We start from the raw sequence: 16,626 nt of genomic DNA, 5'->3' as shown, positions 1-16,626 counted from the left end.
GCGCAGGACCTGGAAAGCAAGCGAGAAAGACTCTGATAGAGTCTGAATCGTAAGAACGAAAGCCCGGAGGAAAGCCCCAGTAAGTGTTACTGAGGGTGAGTACAAAGGAAGCGTCCGTTCCTTGAGAACTCAACAGCGTGCCAAAAATCAACGCCAGAAGTTGATACCCCGTCCACTCCGGTGGATGAGGTTCCTTTGAAAAAGACCTGTCGGGCCTTCGGGCACTGGCAGGCGACAAACACAGCGAGGACGTTGTGGTCAGTCGGTCTTATTCCGACCGTGACTGGCCCGCTCTTTCGTGCGTGTGCACCGGATTACCGGTAAACATTCATGGAGAGTTTGATCCTGGCTCAGGACGAACGCTGGCGGCGTGCTTAACACATGCAAGTCGAACGATGAACCTCCTTCGGGAGGGGATTAGTGGCGAACGGGTGAGTAACACGTGGGCAATCTGCCCTTCACTCTGGGACAAGCCCTGGAAACGGGGTCTAATACCGGATACGACTGCGGGAGGCATCTCCTGCGGTGGAAAGCTCCGGCGGTGAAGGATGAGCCCGCGGCCTATCAGCTTGTTGGTGGGGTAACGGCCCACCAAGGCGACGACGGGTAGCCGGCCTGAGAGGGCGACCGGCCACACTGGGACTGAGACACGGCCCAGACTCCTACGGGAGGCAGCAGTGGGGAATATTGCACAATGGGCGAAAGCCTGATGCAGCGACGCCGCGTGAGGGATGACGGCCTTCGGGTTGTAAACCTCTTTCAGCAGGGAAGAAGCGAAAGTGACGGTACCTGCAGAAGAAGCGCCGGCTAACTACGTGCCAGCAGCCGCGGTAATACGTAGGGCGCAAGCGTTGTCCGGAATTATTGGGCGTAAAGAGCTCGTAGGCGGCTTGTCACGTCGGATGTGAAAGCCCGAGGCTTAACCTCGGGTCTGCATTCGATACGGGCTAGCTAGAGTGTGGTAGGGGAGATCGGAATTCCTGGTGTAGCGGTGAAATGCGCAGATATCAGGAGGAACACCGGTGGCGAAGGCGGATCTCTGGGCCATTACTGACGCTGAGGAGCGAAAGCGTGGGGAGCGAACAGGATTAGATACCCTGGTAGTCCACGCCGTAAACGTTGGGAACTAGGTGTTGGCGACATTCCACGTCGTCGGTGCCGCAGCTAACGCATTAAGTTCCCCGCCTGGGGAGTACGGCCGCAAGGCTAAAACTCAAAGGAATTGACGGGGGCCCGCACAAGCGGCGGAGCATGTGGCTTAATTCGACGCAACGCGAAGAACCTTACCAAGGCTTGACATATACCGGAAAGCATTAGAGATAGTGCCCCCCTTGTGGTCGGTATACAGGTGGTGCATGGCTGTCGTCAGCTCGTGTCGTGAGATGTTGGGTTAAGTCCCGCAACGAGCGCAACCCTTGTCCTGTGTTGCCAGCATGCCCTTCGGGGTGATGGGGACTCACAGGAGACCGCCGGGGTCAACTCGGAGGAAGGTGGGGACGACGTCAAGTCATCATGCCCCTTATGTCTTGGGCTGCACACGTGCTACAATGGCCGGTACAATGAGCTGCGATACCGTGAGGTGGAGCGAATCTCAAAAAGCCGGTCTCAGTTCGGATTGGGGTCTGCAACTCGACCCCATGAAGTCGGAGTCGCTAGTAATCGCAGATCAGCATTGCTGCGGTGAATACGTTCCCGGGCCTTGTACACACCGCCCGTCACGTCACGAAAGTCGGTAACACCCGAAGCCGGTGGCCCAACCCTTGTGGAGGGAGCTGTCGAAGGTGGGACTGGCGATTGGGACGAAGTCGTAACAAGGTAGCCGTACCGGAAGGTGCGGCTGGATCACCTCCTTTCTAAGGAGCACAGTACCGATTGCAGGCAAATGTTCTGCACGGTCAGCTCATGGGTGGAACGTTGATTAGTTGGCACGGTCTTCTGGATGGATCACGAGTACTGCTTCGGCGTGGAAAGTGAGTCACTGAAAGAGATCGTGCTTGGCACGTTGTTGGGTCCTGAAGGCACGGCCGTCTGGTCAGTCTTCAGTGCCGGCCCCGGTAAAGCTCTGTTTCGGCAGGGTGTGACGGGTGGCTGGTCGTTATTTGAGAACTACACAGTGGACGCGAGCATCTGTGGCCAAGTTTTTAAGGGCGCACGGTGGATGCCTTGGCACCAGGAACCGATGAAGGACGTGAGAGGCCGCGATAGGCCCCGGGGAGCTGCCAACTGAGCTTTGATCCGGGGGTGTCCGAATGGGGAAACCCGGCAGTCGTCATGGGCTGTCACCCATGCCTGAACACATAGGGCATGTGGAGGGAACGAGGGGAAGTGAAACATCTCAGTACCCTCAGGAAGAGAAAACAACCGTGATTCCGGGAGTAGTGGCGAGCGAAACCGGATGAGGCCAAACCGTATGCGTGTGATACCCGGCAGGGGTTGCGCATGCGGGGTTGTGGGAATGAGCTTCAGTCGTCTGCCGGCGGCTGGGCGAGTCAGAAACCGTTGATGTAGTCGAAGGACATGCGAAAGGTCCGGCGTAGAGGGTAAGACCCCCGTAGACGAAACATCAGCGGCTTGCTTGCTCATCTCCCAAGTAGCACGGGGCCCGAGAAATCCCGTGTGAATCTGGCGGGACCACCCGCTAAGCCTAAATATTCCCTGGTGACCGATAGCGGATAGTACCGTGAGGGAATGGTGAAAAGTACCGCGGGAGCGGAGTGAAATAGTACCTGAAACCGTGTGCCTACAAGCCGTGGGAGCGTCGGACGTACTTGTACGTCTCGTGACTGCGTGCCTTTTGAAGAATGAGCCTGCGAGTTAGCGGTGTGTAGCGAGGTTAACCCGTGTGGGGAAGCCGTAGCGAAAGCGAGTCCGAATAGGGCGATTGAGTTGCACGCTCTAGACCCGAAGCGGAGTGATCTAGCCATGGGCAGGTTGAAGCGGAGGTAAGACTTCGTGGAGGACCGAACCCACCAGGGTTGAAAACCTGGGGGATGACCTGTGGTTAGGGGTGAAAGGCCAATCAAACTCCGTGATAGCTGGTTCTCCCCGAAATGCATTTAGGTGCAGCGTCGTGTGTTTCTTGCCGGAGGTAGAGCACTGGATAGGCGATGGGCCCTACCGGGTTACTGACCTTAGCCAAACTCCGAATGCCGGTAAGTGAGAGCACGGCAGTGAGACTGTGGGGGATAAGCTCCATGGTCGAGAGGGAAACAGCCCAGAGCATCGACTAAGGCCCCTAAGCGTACGCTAAGTGGGAAAGGATGTGGAGTCGCAGAGACAACCAGGAGGTTGGCTTAGAAGCAGCCACCCTTGAAAGAGTGCGTAATAGCTCACTGGTCAAGTGATTCCGCGCCGACAATGTAGCGGGGCTCAAGCGTACCGCCGAAGTCGTGTCATTGCAGCAATAAGCCCCAACGGGTGTTGTGATGGGTAGGGGAGCGTCGTGTGCCGGGTGAAGCAGCAGCGGAAGCTAGTTGTGGACGGTTCACGAGTGAGAATGCAGGCATGAGTAGCGATACACACGTGAGAAACGTGTGCGCCGATTGACTAAGGGTTCCTGGGTCAAGCTGATCTGCCCAGGGTAAGTCGGGACCTAAGGCGAGGCCGACAGGCGTAGTCGATGGACAACCGGTTGATATTCCGGTACCCGCTTTGAAACGCCCAATATCGAATCCTCTGATGCTAAGGCCGTGAAGCCGTTCCGGACCCTTCGGGGAAAGGAAAGTGGTGGAGCCGCCGGCCCAAGGTGGTAGTAGGTAAGCGATGGGGTGACGCAGGAAGGTAGTCCAGCCCGGGCGGTGGTTGTCCCGGGGTAAGGGTGTAGGCCGAGGGGTAGGCAAATCCGTCCCTCATATAAGGCTGAGACCTGATGCCGAGCCGATTGTGGTGAAGTGGATGATCCTATGCTGTCGAGAAAAGCCTCTAGCGAGTTTCATGGCGGCCCGTACCCTAAACCGACTCAGGTGGTCAGGTAGAGAATACCGAGGCGTTCGGGTGAACTATGGTTAAGGAACTCGGCAAAATGCCCCCGTAACTTCGGGAGAAGGGGGGCCATTCCTGGTGATGAGACTTGCTCTCTGAGCTGGGGGTGGCCGCAGAGACCAGCGAGAAGCGACTGTTTACTAAAAACACAGGTCCGTGCGAAGCCGTAAGGCGATGTATACGGACTGACGCCTGCCCGGTGCTGGAACGTTAAGGGGACCGGTTAGTGACCTTTCGGGGTTGCGAAGCTGAGAACTTAAGCGCCAGTAAACGGCGGTGGTAACTATAACCATCCTAAGGTAGCGAAATTCCTTGTCGGGTAAGTTCCGACCTGCACGAATGGCGTAACGACTTCTCGACTGTCTCAACCATAGGCCCGGTGAAATTGCACTACGAGTAAAGATGCTCGTTTCGCGCAGCAGGACGGAAAGACCCCGGGACCTTTACTACAGTTTGATATTGGTGTTCGGTTCGGCTTGTGTAGGATAGGTGGGAGACTTTGAAGCAGCCACGCCAGTGGTTGTGGAGTCGCCGTTGAAATACCACTCTGGTCGTGCTGGATGTCTAACCTCGGTCCGTGATCCGGATCAGGGACAGTGTCTGATGGGTAGTTTAACTGGGGCGGTTGCCTCCCAAAGGGTAACGGAGGCGCCCAAAGGTTCCCTCAGCCTGGTTGGCAATCAGGTGTTGAGTGTAAGTGCACAAGGGAGCTTGACTGTGAGACCGACGGGTCGAGCAGGGACGAAAGTCGGGACTAGTGATCCGGCGGTGGCTTGTGGAAGCGCCGTCGCTCAACGGATAAAAGGTACCCCGGGGATAACAGGCTGATCTTCCCCAAGAGTCCATATCGACGGGATGGTTTGGCACCTCGATGTCGGCTCGTCGCATCCTGGGGCTGGAGTCGGTCCCAAGGGTTGGGCTGTTCGCCCATTAAAGCGGTACGCGAGCTGGGTTTAGAACGTCGTGAGACAGTTCGGTCCCTATCCGCTGTGCGCGTAGGAATATTGAGAAGGGCTGTCCCTAGTACGAGAGGACCGGGACGGACGAACCTCTGGTGTGCCAGTTGTCCTGCCAAGGGCATGGCTGGTTGGCTACGTTCGGGAGGGATAACCGCTGAAAGCATCTAAGCGGGAAGCCTGCTTCAAGATGAGTATTCCCACCTCCTTGAGAGGGTAAGGCTCCCAGTAGACGACTGGGTTGATAGGCCAGATGTGGAAGCCCGGTAACGGGTGGAGCTGACTGGTACTAATAGGCCGAGGGCTTGTCCTCAGTTGCTCGCGTCCACTGTGTTAGTTCTGAAGTAACGAACTCGCCTTGCCGGCTTGAGTTCAACTTCATAGTGTTTCGGTGGTCATAGCGTTAGGGAAACGCCCGGTTACATTCCGAACCCGGAAGCTAAGCCTTTCAGCGCCGATGGTACTGCAGGGGGGACCCTGTGGGAGAGTAGGACGCCGCCGAACAATCATTGTGGGAAAGCCCCGCACCAGTCATGGTGCGGGGCTTTTCTGCGTTTTCAGCCGTTTACCCGCACCGCCCTGCGGGGAACGTGCGGCGGACACTCGTATGGTGGGCTGATGGTCTACCAGCTGGTCATCTTCGACAACGACGGCGTCCTCGTGGACAGCGAGCCGCTCTCGAACACCATCCTCGCCGAGTACCTGACGGAGGTGGGGCACCCCACCACGTACGAGGACTCCCTGCGCGACTACATGGGCGGCGCCGTGCACCGGGTGCACGACCTCGTCCTCGAGCGCACCGGGCAGCGGCTGCCGGAGGACTTCGACCGGGTGCTCCACGAGCGGATCTTCGCCGCGTTCGCGCGCGAGCTCCAGCCCGTACCCGGGGTGACCGACGTGCTCGGGGAGCTGTCCGCGCACGGCATGCCGTACTGCGTCGCCTCCTCCAGCAGCCACGAGCGGATCCGCGCCGCCCACCGCAGTGCCGGTCTGGACGAGTGGTTCGAAGAAGAGTGGATCTTCAGTGCCGAGGAGGTCGGCCGGGGCAAGCCGGCGCCGGACCTGTTCCTGCACGCAGCCGACATGATGGGCGTCAACCCCTCGCAGTGCGTGGTCGTGGAGGACAGCCCGCTCGGGATCGAGGCCGCCCGGGCCGCAGGCATGGACGCCTTCGGCTTCACCTCCATGGTCCCCGCGTCGAAGCTCACCGGCGCCACCGCCTGCTTCGGGGAGATGAAGGAGCTGTCCGCCCTCCTCGGATTCGCCGTGTGATCTCTCTACCCACGGGTAGCCGCGGGGCCTACGCTGTGCCGCCATGACAGATGACGTGCGGCTGCGGCGGGGCCGCGGTGCCCTCGGGTTCAGTTTCCTGACTCAAGGGGTCACCTTCGCCCTGCTCGTGACCCGCATCCCGGCCATCCAGGACCAGTACGGGATATCCGACGCGCTGCTGCCCGCCTTCCTCGCCGCCGTGCCCGTCCTCGCCGGGGTGTCCAGCGTCGCCACCGAGCACCTGGTGAAGCGGGTCGCGCCCGGCACGGTGCTGCGGTGGGCGCAGCCCGTCGTGCTGCTGGCGCTGCTCGGCGTCGGGGCGGGCAGCCGGATGTGGCACGTGGCCGTGGCCCTCGGGGTGTTCGGGCTGGCGGTCGGGGCGCTGGACGCCTCGATGAACATGCTCGGGGTCAGCCTCCAGCGGGCGTACGGGCGTTCCATCATGCTGGGGTTCCACGCCGCGTACAGCCTGGGCGGGATCGTCGGGGCGTCGGCGGCCTGGGCGGGGGCGCACTGGCACCTGGCGCTGTTCACCGGGTACCTGCCGGCGGTGGTCGTCCTGCTGCCGGCTGCCCTGGTGGGGAGCCGGTACTACGTGGACGCGAAGGGCGGCGGTGCGGGGCAGGAGGCCGCCGAGGGGTGGCCGGCCCGGGGCGGGCGGCTGCTGCTGCCGCTGTGCCTGGTGATGGCGTGCGCGTACATCGGGGACTCGACGGTGGCGAACTGGAGTGCCAAGTACCTCCAGGACGTGCTGGGGAGCTCCGAGCAGCTGTCGACCGTGCCGTACAACGTGTACATGGTGACCACGCTCGTCGGGCGGGCCGTGGGGGACCTCGGGGTGCGGCGGTTCGGGGCGGTGGCCGTGGTGCGCTGTGGTGCGGTGGTGGCCGCGGCCGGGTTCGGGGTGGTGGCGGCGGCGCCCGGGGCGTGGACCGGGATGCTGGGGTTCACCTTGCTGGGGATCGGGCTGTGCGTGATCGTGCCGCAGACCTTCGCCGCGGCGGGGAGGCTGTTCCCGAACGCCTCGGACACGGCGGTGGCGCGGCTGAACATCTTCAACTACGTGGGGTTCCTGGTCGGTTCGCCGCTGGTCGGGGGGATCGGGGACGCCTGGAACTACCGGGGTGCCATGGTGGTGCCGATGGTGCTGGTCCTCGTCACGCTGGTCCATGCCCGCTCGTTCGGCGCTGTGGACCGGGCCCGATACGGTGTGCGGCATGAGCGGCGAGCCGGTGACCGGGCTGTTGATGTGGGACGAGGCGGTAACGAGGTATGACTTCGGGCCGGGCCATCCGATGGACCCGGTGCGCCTGGCGCTGACCATGGGCCTGGTGCGTGCCTTCGGGCTGGACCGGGAGATGGAGGTGCGGGCGGCGCCGGCGGCCGGGGACTCGACGCTGAGGCTGGTGCACCGCGAGGACTACGTGGCGGCGGTGCGGGAGGTGTCGGCGGATCCCGGGGTGGCCGACGGTTCGTACGGGCTGGGGACGGTGGACGATCCGGCGTTCCACGGGATCCACGAGGCGTCCGCGCTGATCGCCGGGCAGTCGGTGGCGGGGGCGGAGGCCGTGTGGCGGGGTGAGGCCGGGCATGCGGTGAACTTCGCGGGCGGGCTGCACCACGCCATGCCGGGCGGGGCGGCCGGGTTCTGCGTGTACAACGACGCGGCGCTGGCGATCGCCCGGCTGCTGGAGCTGGGGGCCGAGCGGGTCGCGTACGTGGATGTGGACGTGCACCACGGGGACGGGGTGCAGACGGCGTTCTGGGACGACCCCCGGGTGCTGACGGTGTCGTTGCACGAGCATCCTCGGACGCTGTTCCCGCAGACGGGCTGGCCGCAGGAGACGGGCGGGCCGGATGCCGAGGGGAGCGCGGTGAACGTGGCGCTGCCGGCCGGGACCGGGGACGAGGGGTGGCTGCGGGCCTTCCACGCGACGGTGCCGGAGCTGCTGGCCGATTTCCGGCCGCAGGTGCTGGTGACGCAGCACGGGGCGGACACGCACTTCGAGGACCCGCTCGCGCACTTGGCGGTGTCGCTGGACGCGCAGCGGGCGGTGCAGGAGGCCTGTCACGCTCTGGCGCACGAGTACGCGGGCGGGCGGTGGCTGGCGTTGGGCGGTGGCGGGTACGCGGTGGTGGACGTCGTGCCGCGGTCGTGGACGCATCTGGTGGGGATCGCGGCGCACCGGCCGGTGGACCCGGCGGCGCTGGTGCCGCAGGAGTGGCGGGACGAGGCGTACGCGCGGACGCGGCAGCACGGGCCGGCCCGGATGACGGACGGGCGCGAGGTCGTGTGGCGGGACTGGGCCGCGGGTTACGATCCGGCGGACCGTACGGATCAGGCCGTTCTCGCGACGCGTCGGGCGGTGTTCCCGTTGCGGGGGATGCTGATGTGACGGGTGGTCATGCCATGGCATGGTTAGGCCAACTGTGCGGCGCTCACGGATAACTGATGATGCGGCAGGTTCCGTGCGGCAGCATCGGAGGGTGTTGAGCGAGGGCGCGTTGCGCGCGCATCTGCTGGCGGCCCGGCTGGCCGGGCCCGTCGCCACCACGCGGGAGGAGAGCCTGCGCAGCTACCGGCTGTTCGCGGCGCGGGATCCGCGGGTGCTGCTGGGGCTGGACCCGGAGGGCCGCTGGGACGAGGGTGCGCTGCTGGGGCTGATGGCGGACCGGTGCGGGGTCTCCGCGGATCCGGCGCAGGTCGGCGGGTGTGACGTGATCGATCCGGAGCGGACGGTGGCGGCGCTGGGAGTGTTCGCGGAGCGGCTGCGGGAGGCGGCCGGGGCGCGGTCGCCGGTGTTGCTGGGTACGGGGCACCCGCATCGGCTGCTGGGGTTCTACGCCGGTTTGGCGGGGGCGTTGTCGGCGGCGGGATGTGTTGTCCTCACCCCGGCGCAGGGGGTGCATGTCGACATGGCGACCCGGTTCGGCGTACGTGGGCACCGGATCGATTACGTAGGGGGAGTCGCACTGGTGCGGGAACCCGGCGCGCGCGGGGCGGCGAGTGTCACCGGCGCACACACCCATTCGCCACTCCCGGTTCGGGTCGCGCTCGGGGCGCTGGCGGAGTCCGGGGGGCCGCTGCCGGAGCTGGTCGTGGGTGATCACGGGTGGGTCTGCGGTGCAGGTCAGCTGGGTGTGGAGGCGATCGGGCTGGCTGATACGGACGATCCCGCGCTGTTCGTGGGTGAGGCCGAGGGGCGGGTGGCGGCGGTGGTTCCGCTTGATGACGCGGTGCCTTCGGCGGCCTATGGGCCGCTCGCGCGCTTCGTGTTGCAGCGGGCGGGGCTGCCGGTGCGTCAGGAGTGGCCGTAGCTCCTCTTCCCCAGCCGTATCACGCGCCCCTACTCTGGGGAGTGAGCGTGCGACGACGAGGAGTAACCGGAGGGGAAGCCGGTGCCCGTCATGCGCGGAAGGTCAAGGTGGGTGTCATGGCTGCTGGCGAGAGGCCTCTCAGTGAGGTTCAGTTCCTGACCGTGGCGGAGGTCGCCTCGGTGATGCGAGTGTCGAAGATGACCGTGTACCGCCTGGTGCACAACGGTCATCTGCCCGCGATCCGGGTGGGCCGGTCCTTCCGGGTCCCCGAGAACGCGGTCCACGAGTACCTTCGGGAGTCCTACGTGGGGGTGGAGTCGGCCTGAGAATGAGGCTCGGGCAACGCCGCGGAAGCCTCGGATTACAAGCTCGGAGCTTGGGCGGGTAGGCTAGGCCGACGTAGGTCGTGTGGGCCCAGACGCCCCGCACCGATCCCCGCTGGCGCGGGGATGTTCCGAGAAGTGAGCGAGGGTAGTCGTGGGCTCTGTTATCAAGAAGCGGCGCAAGCGGATGGCCAAGAAGAAGCACCGCAAGCTGCTCAAGCGCACCCGCGTTCAGCGTCGTAACAAGAAGTAAACGGCAGCTGTACGTGTTTTCCGCAGCCCCTCCACCATCCTGGTGGGGGGGCTGCGGTGCAGCCGGGGTACTTCTTCGAGGGAGGCGCTGAGCTCGTGGGGAAGGTCGTGCTCGTCACCGGGGCTGCCCGGCAGCTGGGGGGCCGCTTCGTGCGCCGTATCCAGCGGGACCCGGAGGTGGAGCGGGTCATCGCGGTGGACGCGGTGACCCCGCCGCACCGGCTCGGCTCGGCCGAGTTCGTGCACGCGGACATCAGACAGTCGGCGATCGCCCGGGTGCTCGCCGAGCACGCGGTGGACACGGTGATCCACCTGGCGGTCACCGGAGGCGCGCCGGGGACGCCGGGCGGCCGCAGCGCCGTCAAGGAGACCAACGTCATCGGGACGATGCAGCTCCTGGGCGCGTGCCAGAAGTCGCCGACGGTGCGGCGGCTCGTGGTGAAGTCGAGCACCAGCGTGTACGGGGGCACGGCGCGGGATCCGGCCGTCTTCACCGAGACCACGCAGCCGAAGTCGCTGCCGTCGGCCGGCTTCGCGAAGGAGGCCGCGGAGGTCGAGGGGTACGTACGGGGCTTCGCGCGCCGGCGTCCGGACGTGGCGGTGTGCGTGCTGCGTTTCGCGAACATCCTGGGGCCGTTCGCGGACTCGGCGTTGGCGGAGTACTTCTCGATGCCGGTGGTGCCGACGGTCCTCGGCTACGACCCGCGGCTCCAGTTCGTCCACGAGGACGACGTGGTGGAGGTGCTGCGGCTGGCGGCCGGGGAGCCGCGGCGGGGGACGCTCAACAGCGGGACGTTCAACATCGCGGGGGACGGGGTGCTGCTGCTGTCGCAGTGCGCGCGGCGGCTGGGCCGTCCGGCGGTGCCGCTGCTGCTGCCGGCGGTGACGTGGGTGGGGCAGGCGCTGCGGGCGGTGGGGGCGACGGATTTCTCGCCGGAGCAGATCAGGCTGCTGACGCACGGGCGGGTCGTGGAGACGGCGCAGATGCGGGAGGTCCTGGGGTTCCGGCCGCGGTACACGACGGCGGAGACCTTCGCGGACTTCGCGCGGAGCCGGGGGAGCGGGCTGCTGCCGCCGGAGCGTGTGGGGCGGGCCGTGGACCGGGTGGCCGGGCTGTTGAAGGTGGACGAGAGAGTGGAGCGGTAGTGGCGGACGCCAAGGTCATTCCGTTCGGCGAGGACCGGCCGCGGCGGCGCGGTGGCGGTGCGCGCGGGGCGCGGGCGGTGGACGCGGTGGCGGCGCCCGCGCAGCCGCCGGGTCCGGCGCAGGAGTCCGGGCCCGTGGAGCTGCTCGCGCCCGTGGAGGCGCCGGCGGGCCGGGCGGGCGGTGCGGGGGAGTGGGACCGGCGGATCGCCGGCGGGCTGGCGTTCCTGCGGCGGCGGATCACGGGCGAGTACGAGGTCGACGAGTTCGGCTACGACAAGGAGCTGACGGACCAGGTCCTGATGTCCCTGATGCGGCCCCTGTTCGACAAGTACTTCCGGGTCGAGGTCAAGGGCGTGGAGAACATCCCCAAGGAGGGTGGGGCGCTGATCGTGGCGAACCACTCGGGGACGCTGCCGCTGGACGGGCTGATGCTCCAGGTCGCGGTGCACGACCACCATCCGGCGGAGCGGCACCTGCGGCTGCTGGCGGCGGACCTGGTGTTCATGCTGCCGGGGGTCAACGAGCTGGCGCGCAAGGCCGGTCACACGCTGGCGTGCGCGGAGGACGCGCAGCGGCTGCTGGAGGCCGGGGAGCTCGTCGGGGTGATGCCGGAGGGCTTCAAGGGGATAGGGAAGCCGTTCGGTGAGCGGTACAAGCTGCAGCGGTTCGGGCGGGGCGGGTTCGTCTCGACGGCGCTGCGGGCGGGAACTCCGATCGTGCCGTGTTCGATCGTGGGGGCGGAGGAGATCTACCCCATGATCGGCAACGCGAAGACGCTGGCGCGGCTGCTGGGGCTGCCGTACTTCCCGATCACGCCGACGTTCCCGTGGCTGGGGCCGCTGGGGGCGGTGCCGCTGCCGACGAAGTGGACGATCCAGTTCGGGGAGCCGATCGCGACGGACGGGTACGCGGCGGAGGCGGCCGAGGATCCGATGCTGATGTTCAACCTGACGGACGAGGTGCGGGAGCGGATCCAGCACACGCTGTACAAGTTGCTGGTGCAGCGGAGGTCCGTGTTCTTCTGACCGGGGGTGGTGCCGGGGGGCTCCGCCCCCAGACCCCCGCGCCTCAGACGCCGGCGGGGCTGTGAACAGCCCCGCCGGCGTCTGTCCTATTCGGCGTCTTCCGCCTTGATGCCCAGACCCGGGAGCAGGTTGGGGAGGAGGGGCGGGATGGTGATGTCCGGCCGGGGGAGGCCGGGGGCCACCGGGGCGGCCGGGGTGGACTGGCCGCCCTGTGCCGGCGGGTGGAGCAGGTCGCCCGTGCCGCCCAGGAGGCCGGTGCCGGGCGCCGCGGGGGCCTGGCTGCCCTGGGAGCTGGGTGCGGCCGGGGCGGACGGCTGTGCGGGGGCGCCCGACGCGGGGGCGGGCTGCTGGTGCTTGCCCGGGGTCGCGGGGGTGTCCGCCGTGGCCGCGCCGGAGCCCGGTCCGCCGCGGTTCTGCTCCGGGGGCTTCGGCAGCAGGCCCTGGAGCGGCTCCACGTCTTCGTCTATGGCCTGGAAGACCGAGGTCACCTGGTCGCCGACGTCGTGGAGCTGGGGCGGGAGGTTGGAGCGGAGCCGGCCCCAGGCGTCGCGGTGGGAGCGGGAGAACGAGGACAGCGTCTGGATCGGGCCGAGCGAGCCGTCCCGTTCGTAGGCCGCCTGGAGGAGCCGGTGTCCCTCCGCCGCGTCGTGCTGCATGCCCGCGAGGGCACGCCGGATCTCGCCCAGGACCTCGTGGTCCAGAGGGCCGGAGCGGCCGCGCTCCATCAGCCTGCGCGCTTCCGACAGGCGGTTGGAGGCCTGGTCGAGGTAGAGCTCGCCCCGGTCCGCGTCCTCGTCGGCCAGGCCCAGCTTGAGGTCTTCCATGCCCAGCTTGACCGGGTAGAGGGAGTCACCCGGCAGGGCGTCGGTGCTGGCAGCGGCCACTCCGCTGAAGGCCCCTGCGGCCACACCCACGGTGAGGCCGCCCGCTGCGATGCCCTTGGACCAGCGGGAGCGGGGCCGCAATTTCCGGAGCGAGGTCGCCCGGTGGGCGCCGCGGCCGGTCCGCTGCTCGGGCACCTGAGGGTCCGCGGCGGCACCGCCCCCGGCCCTCTCCTCCATCACCATGGCCTCCATGGCGGCTACGAGCTGGGCTCGTTGCACCACTTTGACCTCGGGGTCCAGCACCGGGCGCGGCATTCTTTCGCCGAGCACGCTCGCCAGGGCCAACAGCCGGTCGTGGTCGGCAGGTTCGGCAGGTGCCTCGGACTGCTCGGCCGCCGGTTCCGGTTCCGAAAGGTCGGAAGGGGTCCGATCTTCCAGGGCCTGGGCGAAGGCGTTCGCCCGCCGGTGCGGGGTCACGTTCGCGATCACTGGCGGCACCTCCTCTCGTCATGACGATCGACTCCCCCAGGTGTCCGGAAGGTTGCCTTCCTTGAGCACATCCACACTTTCGAGTGAGCGGCTTCGGGCAGGGCGTGTCCACAGGGAGCCTGCATTCCGCACAACGAGCGTCGCGGCACTTGGGTTACGGACGAAGGATGATCGGACCACAGCGTCATCGAGGGGTCACCGGGTGTGAGGTCGTCGTGTGGGACGCGGGCGTGATCGCCCGTGTCAGCGGGCGTCGTCGGGGAGCAGGCGGGCCAGGGTGCGGACCGCGCGGTACTGGAGCGTTTTGATCGCGCCCTCGTTCTTCCCCATGACCCGGGCGGTCTCGGCGACCGAGAGGCCCTGGAGGAAGCGCAGGGTCACGCACTCCTGCTGCTGCGGGTTGAGCTTGCGCACGGCTTCGAGCAGGGCCGCGTTGGACAGGGACTCCAGGACCGAGTCCTCGGGGCTGCGCTCCACCTCGTTGGCGTCGAGCATCTCGCCGGTGGTGACCTCCAGGCGGAAGCGGCTGGACTTGAAGTGGTCCGCCACCAGGTTCCGCGCGATGGTCACCAGCCAGGCGCCGAAGTCGCGCCCCTGCCAGGTGAAGGTGGAGATGCGGCGCAGCGCGCGCAGGAAGGTCTCGCTGGTGAGATCCTCCGCGGTCGCCTTGCCGCCGACGCGGTAGTAGATGTAGCGGTACACCGTGTCGCTGTACTGGTCGTAGAGGCGGCCGAAGGCCTCGGCCTCGCCCGCCTGGGCGCGTTCGACCAGGTCCATCATGCGGGCCTGGTCGCTGTCCGCCGTGGGGCGGCGGGCGGCGGGTGCGCTCGTGCCGCCGCCGGCGGCGGGCGCCGCGCTGCGACCGCGTCTGCCCACCGTCGCTCCGCCGTCGGTCAGGGCGTAGCAGGGACCGGCCGGGCCGAGTCCGGCGGGGACCGCGGCGGCGAGGGCGGGGACGGCGTACGCGGTGGGGACGAAGCCGCGCAGGTGGTCGAGGACCGTTGCGCGCAGCGTAGCCAGGCCCGAGGCGTCAACCCCGACAGGTGGGTACACGGGACTCCCAGAGGCAGAGCTTCCATCACGTGCAGTGCGGGACCGTTCACCCGTCGTGGCGACAGGCGGGCGGCGGCATGCGTTTGAGGAGAATAACGCTTCGTACAGGCAGCGCTACACCCAGTTGCTGAAATCACCGGTTCCGACACTTCCGTTGCGTGTCGAGGGCATATTCAGTCCTGGTTGGTGATCGGTTATTGATCACTTGGGTGCGCGGAATGGACGCTTCCAGGGTGTCCGGCGACCGAGTCGGGCAGGCCGGAGTGCCGCGCCGACGGCGCGGGTAGAGGGGAGCGAATGGCCGCCGGGCCGCCCGGGCAACGGGCGGGGCCCGGCGTTGCTACTTGCGGCGGCGGTGCAGGGCGATCGCGGCGGCCGCGCCGCCCGCGATCGCGCCGACGCCGGCGGCGGCCGGGACGCCGACCTTCACGGCCTTGCGTCCGGTCCGATAGTCGCGCAGCCGCCAGTCGTGTGCACGGGCATGCTTGCGCAGTTTTGTGTCGGGATTGATCGCGTACGGATGCCCGACCAGCGACAGCATCGGGATGTCGTTGTGCGAATCGCTGTACGCCGCGCAGTGCGTGAGGTCCAGGTCCTCGGCGGCGGCCAGGGCGCGCACCGCCTCCGCCTTGGCGGGGCCGTGCAGCGGCTCGCCGACCAGGCGGCCGGTGTAGACGCCGTCGACGGACTCGGCGACGGTGCCCAGGGCGCCGGTCAGGCCGAGGCGGCGGGCGATGATCGTGGCGGTCTCGACGGGGGCGGCGGTCACCAGCCAGACCTTCTGGCCGGCGTCGAGGTGGGCCTGGGCCAGGGCGCGGGTGCCCGGCCAGATCCGCTCGGCCATGTACTCGTCGTAGATCTCCTCGCCGATCGCCATGAGTTCGGAGACCTTGTGGCCCTTGACGATGGACAGGGCGCTGTCGCGGGCGTCCTGCATGTGGTCGGGGTCCTCGACCCCGGCGAGCCGGAACCAGGCCTGCTGCCAGGCGAAGCGGGCCAGTTCGCGGCGGCGGAAGAACTCGCGCTTGTAGAGGCCGCGGCCGAAGTGGAAGATCGCGGCGCCCTGCATGACGGTGTTGTCGAGGTCGAAGAAGGCGGCGGCGAGGTCGTCGCCGGGGACGGGGAACGCGGGCTCGGCCGCCGCTTCCCCGCCGGCCGTCCCGTCAGCCGTTCCGCCGGTCGTCCCGGCTGCCGTCGTGGTGTCGGTTCCGGTTCCGCTTGCGGTCCCGGGGGCCTCCGGCGCCGCCGGTTCGGCGTGCGGTGGGGTGTCGGGCCGCGCGGTCTTGCGTGCGGCCTCGGCCGAGGCCTCGCCTGCCAGCACGCTCCGCGCTGTCGCGGAGCGTCTACGGGGGGTGAGCCATCCCAGAGCGGCCATGACGCGAGCATAGCCACTGTGTTCGGGAGTTCCCGAACCGTCGGGAAACGGGGCGGTTAACTCTTCGGGCACGTGGGCCCGGCGCGGGACAATGGCGGCATGAGCCCTTTGCTGCGACGTAAGGAAAAGAAGCGTCCCGAGGAGCGGATGGTGACGCTTATCGGGAAGCCGGGGTGCCATCTGTGCGACGACGCCCAGGAAGTGATCGAGAAGGTGTGCGCCGAGACGGGTGCGCAATGGGAGAAGAAGGACATTTCGCAGGACGAAGAGCTCTACCGCCGGCACTGGGAGCAGATTCCGGTCGTGCTGGTGGACGGCGAGCAGCACACCTTCTGGAGGGTGAACCCGGACCGTCTTCGGCGGGCGTTGGGAGTCTGACCCTCCGGGCCGTTACCATCATGGGCGATTTATGGGGACTCGGGGGCGTATCGATGAGGAGTGTGTACCGTTTTGCCCCCCTCGGGATTTGAACGGGTTCGGCCCGTTCCCGGGTCAGGCCCCGTACGCCCAGCCTGCGTGACCCCGGTCACTTTGCTCGGACAAAGCGGACACAATCTTTGTGCACGCGTTCACAAAGACATAGCCTGCTTCCGACGGGGCGGTCCTGGGACA

At 66.9% G+C, this 16,626-nt stretch carries 12 protein-coding genes and 3 rRNA genes; 12 read left to right on the top strand and 3 right to left on the bottom strand.

Annotated features, from left to right (window positions below; translation table 11 throughout):
- The first annotated feature begins 327 nt into the window (after nucleotides 1–327).
- The 11 genes from BX286_RS16550 to BX286_RS16500 all read left to right on the top strand — a co-directional run bounded on the left by BX286_RS16550 (nucleotide 328) and on the right by BX286_RS16500 (nucleotide 12,273).
- Nucleotides 328–1,853, top strand: a 16S ribosomal RNA gene (locus tag BX286_RS16550).
- Nucleotides 1,854–2,131: 278 nt separating this feature from the next.
- Nucleotides 2,132–5,250 (top strand): 23S ribosomal RNA (locus tag BX286_RS16545).
- Nucleotides 5,251–5,324: 74 nt separating this feature from the next.
- A 5S ribosomal RNA gene (gene rrf / locus BX286_RS16540) occupies nucleotides 5,325–5,441 on the top strand.
- Together the 16S, 23S and 5S rRNA genes form the textbook arrangement of a ribosomal RNA operon.
- A gap of 114 nt (nucleotides 5,442–5,555) precedes the next feature.
- Nucleotides 5,556–6,209 carry an HAD family phosphatase gene (locus BX286_RS16535; protein WP_079427926.1) on the top strand — a complete coding sequence of 218 codons (654 nt, stop codon included), beginning with the start codon at nucleotides 5,556–5,558 and terminating at the stop codon, nucleotides 6,207–6,209.
- 43 nt (nucleotides 6,210–6,252) lie between these two features.
- Nucleotides 6,253–7,485, top strand: coding sequence for an MFS transporter (locus tag BX286_RS16530; RefSeq protein WP_187344151.1), 1,233 nt, complete (start codon nucleotides 6,253–6,255; stop codon nucleotides 7,483–7,485).
- The gene (locus BX286_RS16525; protein WP_121017663.1) at nucleotides 7,457–8,605 is read left to right on the top strand and encodes an acetoin utilization protein AcuC; all 1,149 of its coding nucleotides are present in this window, start codon (nucleotides 7,457–7,459) and stop codon (nucleotides 8,603–8,605) included. The genes BX286_RS16530 and BX286_RS16525 overlap by 29 nt, the downstream gene beginning before the upstream one ends.
- Nucleotides 8,606–8,696: 91 nt before the next feature.
- Complete coding sequence (locus tag BX286_RS16520) at nucleotides 8,697–9,527, top strand: phosphatase (protein WP_079431784.1); 831 nt, start codon at nucleotides 8,697–8,699, stop codon at nucleotides 9,525–9,527.
- 116 nt (nucleotides 9,528–9,643) lie between these two features.
- A complete protein-coding gene (locus BX286_RS16515; RefSeq protein WP_008738568.1) occupies nucleotides 9,644–9,853 on the top strand; it encodes a helix-turn-helix domain-containing protein in 210 nt (69 codons plus the stop codon).
- 151 nt (nucleotides 9,854–10,004) lie between these two features.
- Nucleotides 10,005–10,103 carry a 30S ribosomal protein bS22 gene (locus BX286_RS16510; RefSeq protein WP_003948845.1) on the top strand — a complete coding sequence of 33 codons (99 nt, stop codon included), beginning with the start codon at nucleotides 10,005–10,007 and terminating at the stop codon, nucleotides 10,101–10,103.
- A 95-nt stretch (nucleotides 10,104–10,198) separates the two neighbouring features.
- Nucleotides 10,199–11,248: an NAD-dependent epimerase/dehydratase family protein gene (locus BX286_RS16505; RefSeq protein ID WP_079427920.1), complete on the top strand. Its 1,050-nt coding sequence runs from the start codon at nucleotides 10,199–10,201 to the stop codon at nucleotides 11,246–11,248.
- Complete coding sequence (locus tag BX286_RS16500; protein ID WP_079427918.1) at nucleotides 11,248–12,273, top strand: lysophospholipid acyltransferase family protein; 1,026 nt, start codon at nucleotides 11,248–11,250, stop codon at nucleotides 12,271–12,273. The genes BX286_RS16505 and BX286_RS16500 overlap by 1 nt, the downstream gene beginning before the upstream one ends.
- A gap of 86 nt (nucleotides 12,274–12,359) precedes the next feature.
- Here the strand turns inward: BX286_RS16500 and BX286_RS16495 are convergent, their stop codons facing one another.
- From BX286_RS16495 to BX286_RS16485, 3 genes are all read right to left on the bottom strand, one after another.
- Complete coding sequence (locus BX286_RS16495) at nucleotides 12,360–13,586, bottom strand: DUF5667 domain-containing protein (protein ID WP_079427916.1); 1,227 nt, start codon at nucleotides 13,584–13,586, stop codon at nucleotides 12,360–12,362.
- A 243-nt stretch (nucleotides 13,587–13,829) separates the two neighbouring features.
- Complete coding sequence (locus BX286_RS16490) at nucleotides 13,830–14,639, bottom strand: ECF subfamily RNA polymerase sigma factor, BldN family (RefSeq protein WP_079427914.1); 810 nt, start codon at nucleotides 14,637–14,639, stop codon at nucleotides 13,830–13,832.
- Between the two features lie 340 nt (nucleotides 14,640–14,979).
- Nucleotides 14,980–16,014, bottom strand: coding sequence for an HAD family phosphatase (locus tag BX286_RS16485; RefSeq protein ID WP_079427912.1), 1,035 nt, complete (start codon nucleotides 16,012–16,014; stop codon nucleotides 14,980–14,982).
- A 99-nt stretch (nucleotides 16,015–16,113) separates the two neighbouring features.
- On the opposite strand from BX286_RS16485, the gene BX286_RS16480 reads away from it, so the two are divergent.
- Nucleotides 16,114–16,392: a glutaredoxin family protein gene (locus tag BX286_RS16480; protein ID WP_079427910.1), complete on the top strand. Its 279-nt coding sequence runs from the start codon at nucleotides 16,114–16,116 to the stop codon at nucleotides 16,390–16,392.
- Nucleotides 16,393–16,626: the final 234 nt, after the last annotated feature.

Source organism: Streptomyces sp. 3211.6 (assembly GCF_003634815.1).
GTDB classification, from domain to species: domain Bacteria; phylum Actinomycetota; class Actinomycetes; order Streptomycetales; family Streptomycetaceae; genus Streptomyces; species Streptomyces katrae_A.
This window is presented reverse-complemented; position numbering and strand designations above follow the sequence as displayed.

Bases quoted from the DNA above. Each gene is read 5' to 3' on its own strand.
- BX286_RS16535 (WP_079427926.1), top strand. From the start codon at position 5,556: ATGGTCTACCAGCTGGTCATCTTCGACAACGACGGCGTCCTCGTGGAC.
- BX286_RS16530 (WP_187344151.1), top strand. From the start codon at position 6,253: ATGACAGATGACGTGCGGCTGCGGCGGGGCCGCGGTGCCCTCGGGTTC.
- BX286_RS16525 (WP_121017663.1), top strand. From the start codon at position 7,457: ATGTGGGACGAGGCGGTAACGAGGTATGACTTCGGGCCGGGCCATCCG.
- BX286_RS16515 (WP_008738568.1), top strand. From the start codon at position 9,644: ATGGCTGCTGGCGAGAGGCCTCTCAGTGAGGTTCAGTTCCTGACCGTG.
- BX286_RS16485 (WP_079427912.1), bottom strand. From the start codon at position 16,014: ATGGCCGCTCTGGGATGGCTCACCCCCCGTAGACGCTCCGCGACAGCG.
- BX286_RS16480 (WP_079427910.1), top strand. From the start codon at position 16,114: ATGAGCCCTTTGCTGCGACGTAAGGAAAAGAAGCGTCCCGAGGAGCGG.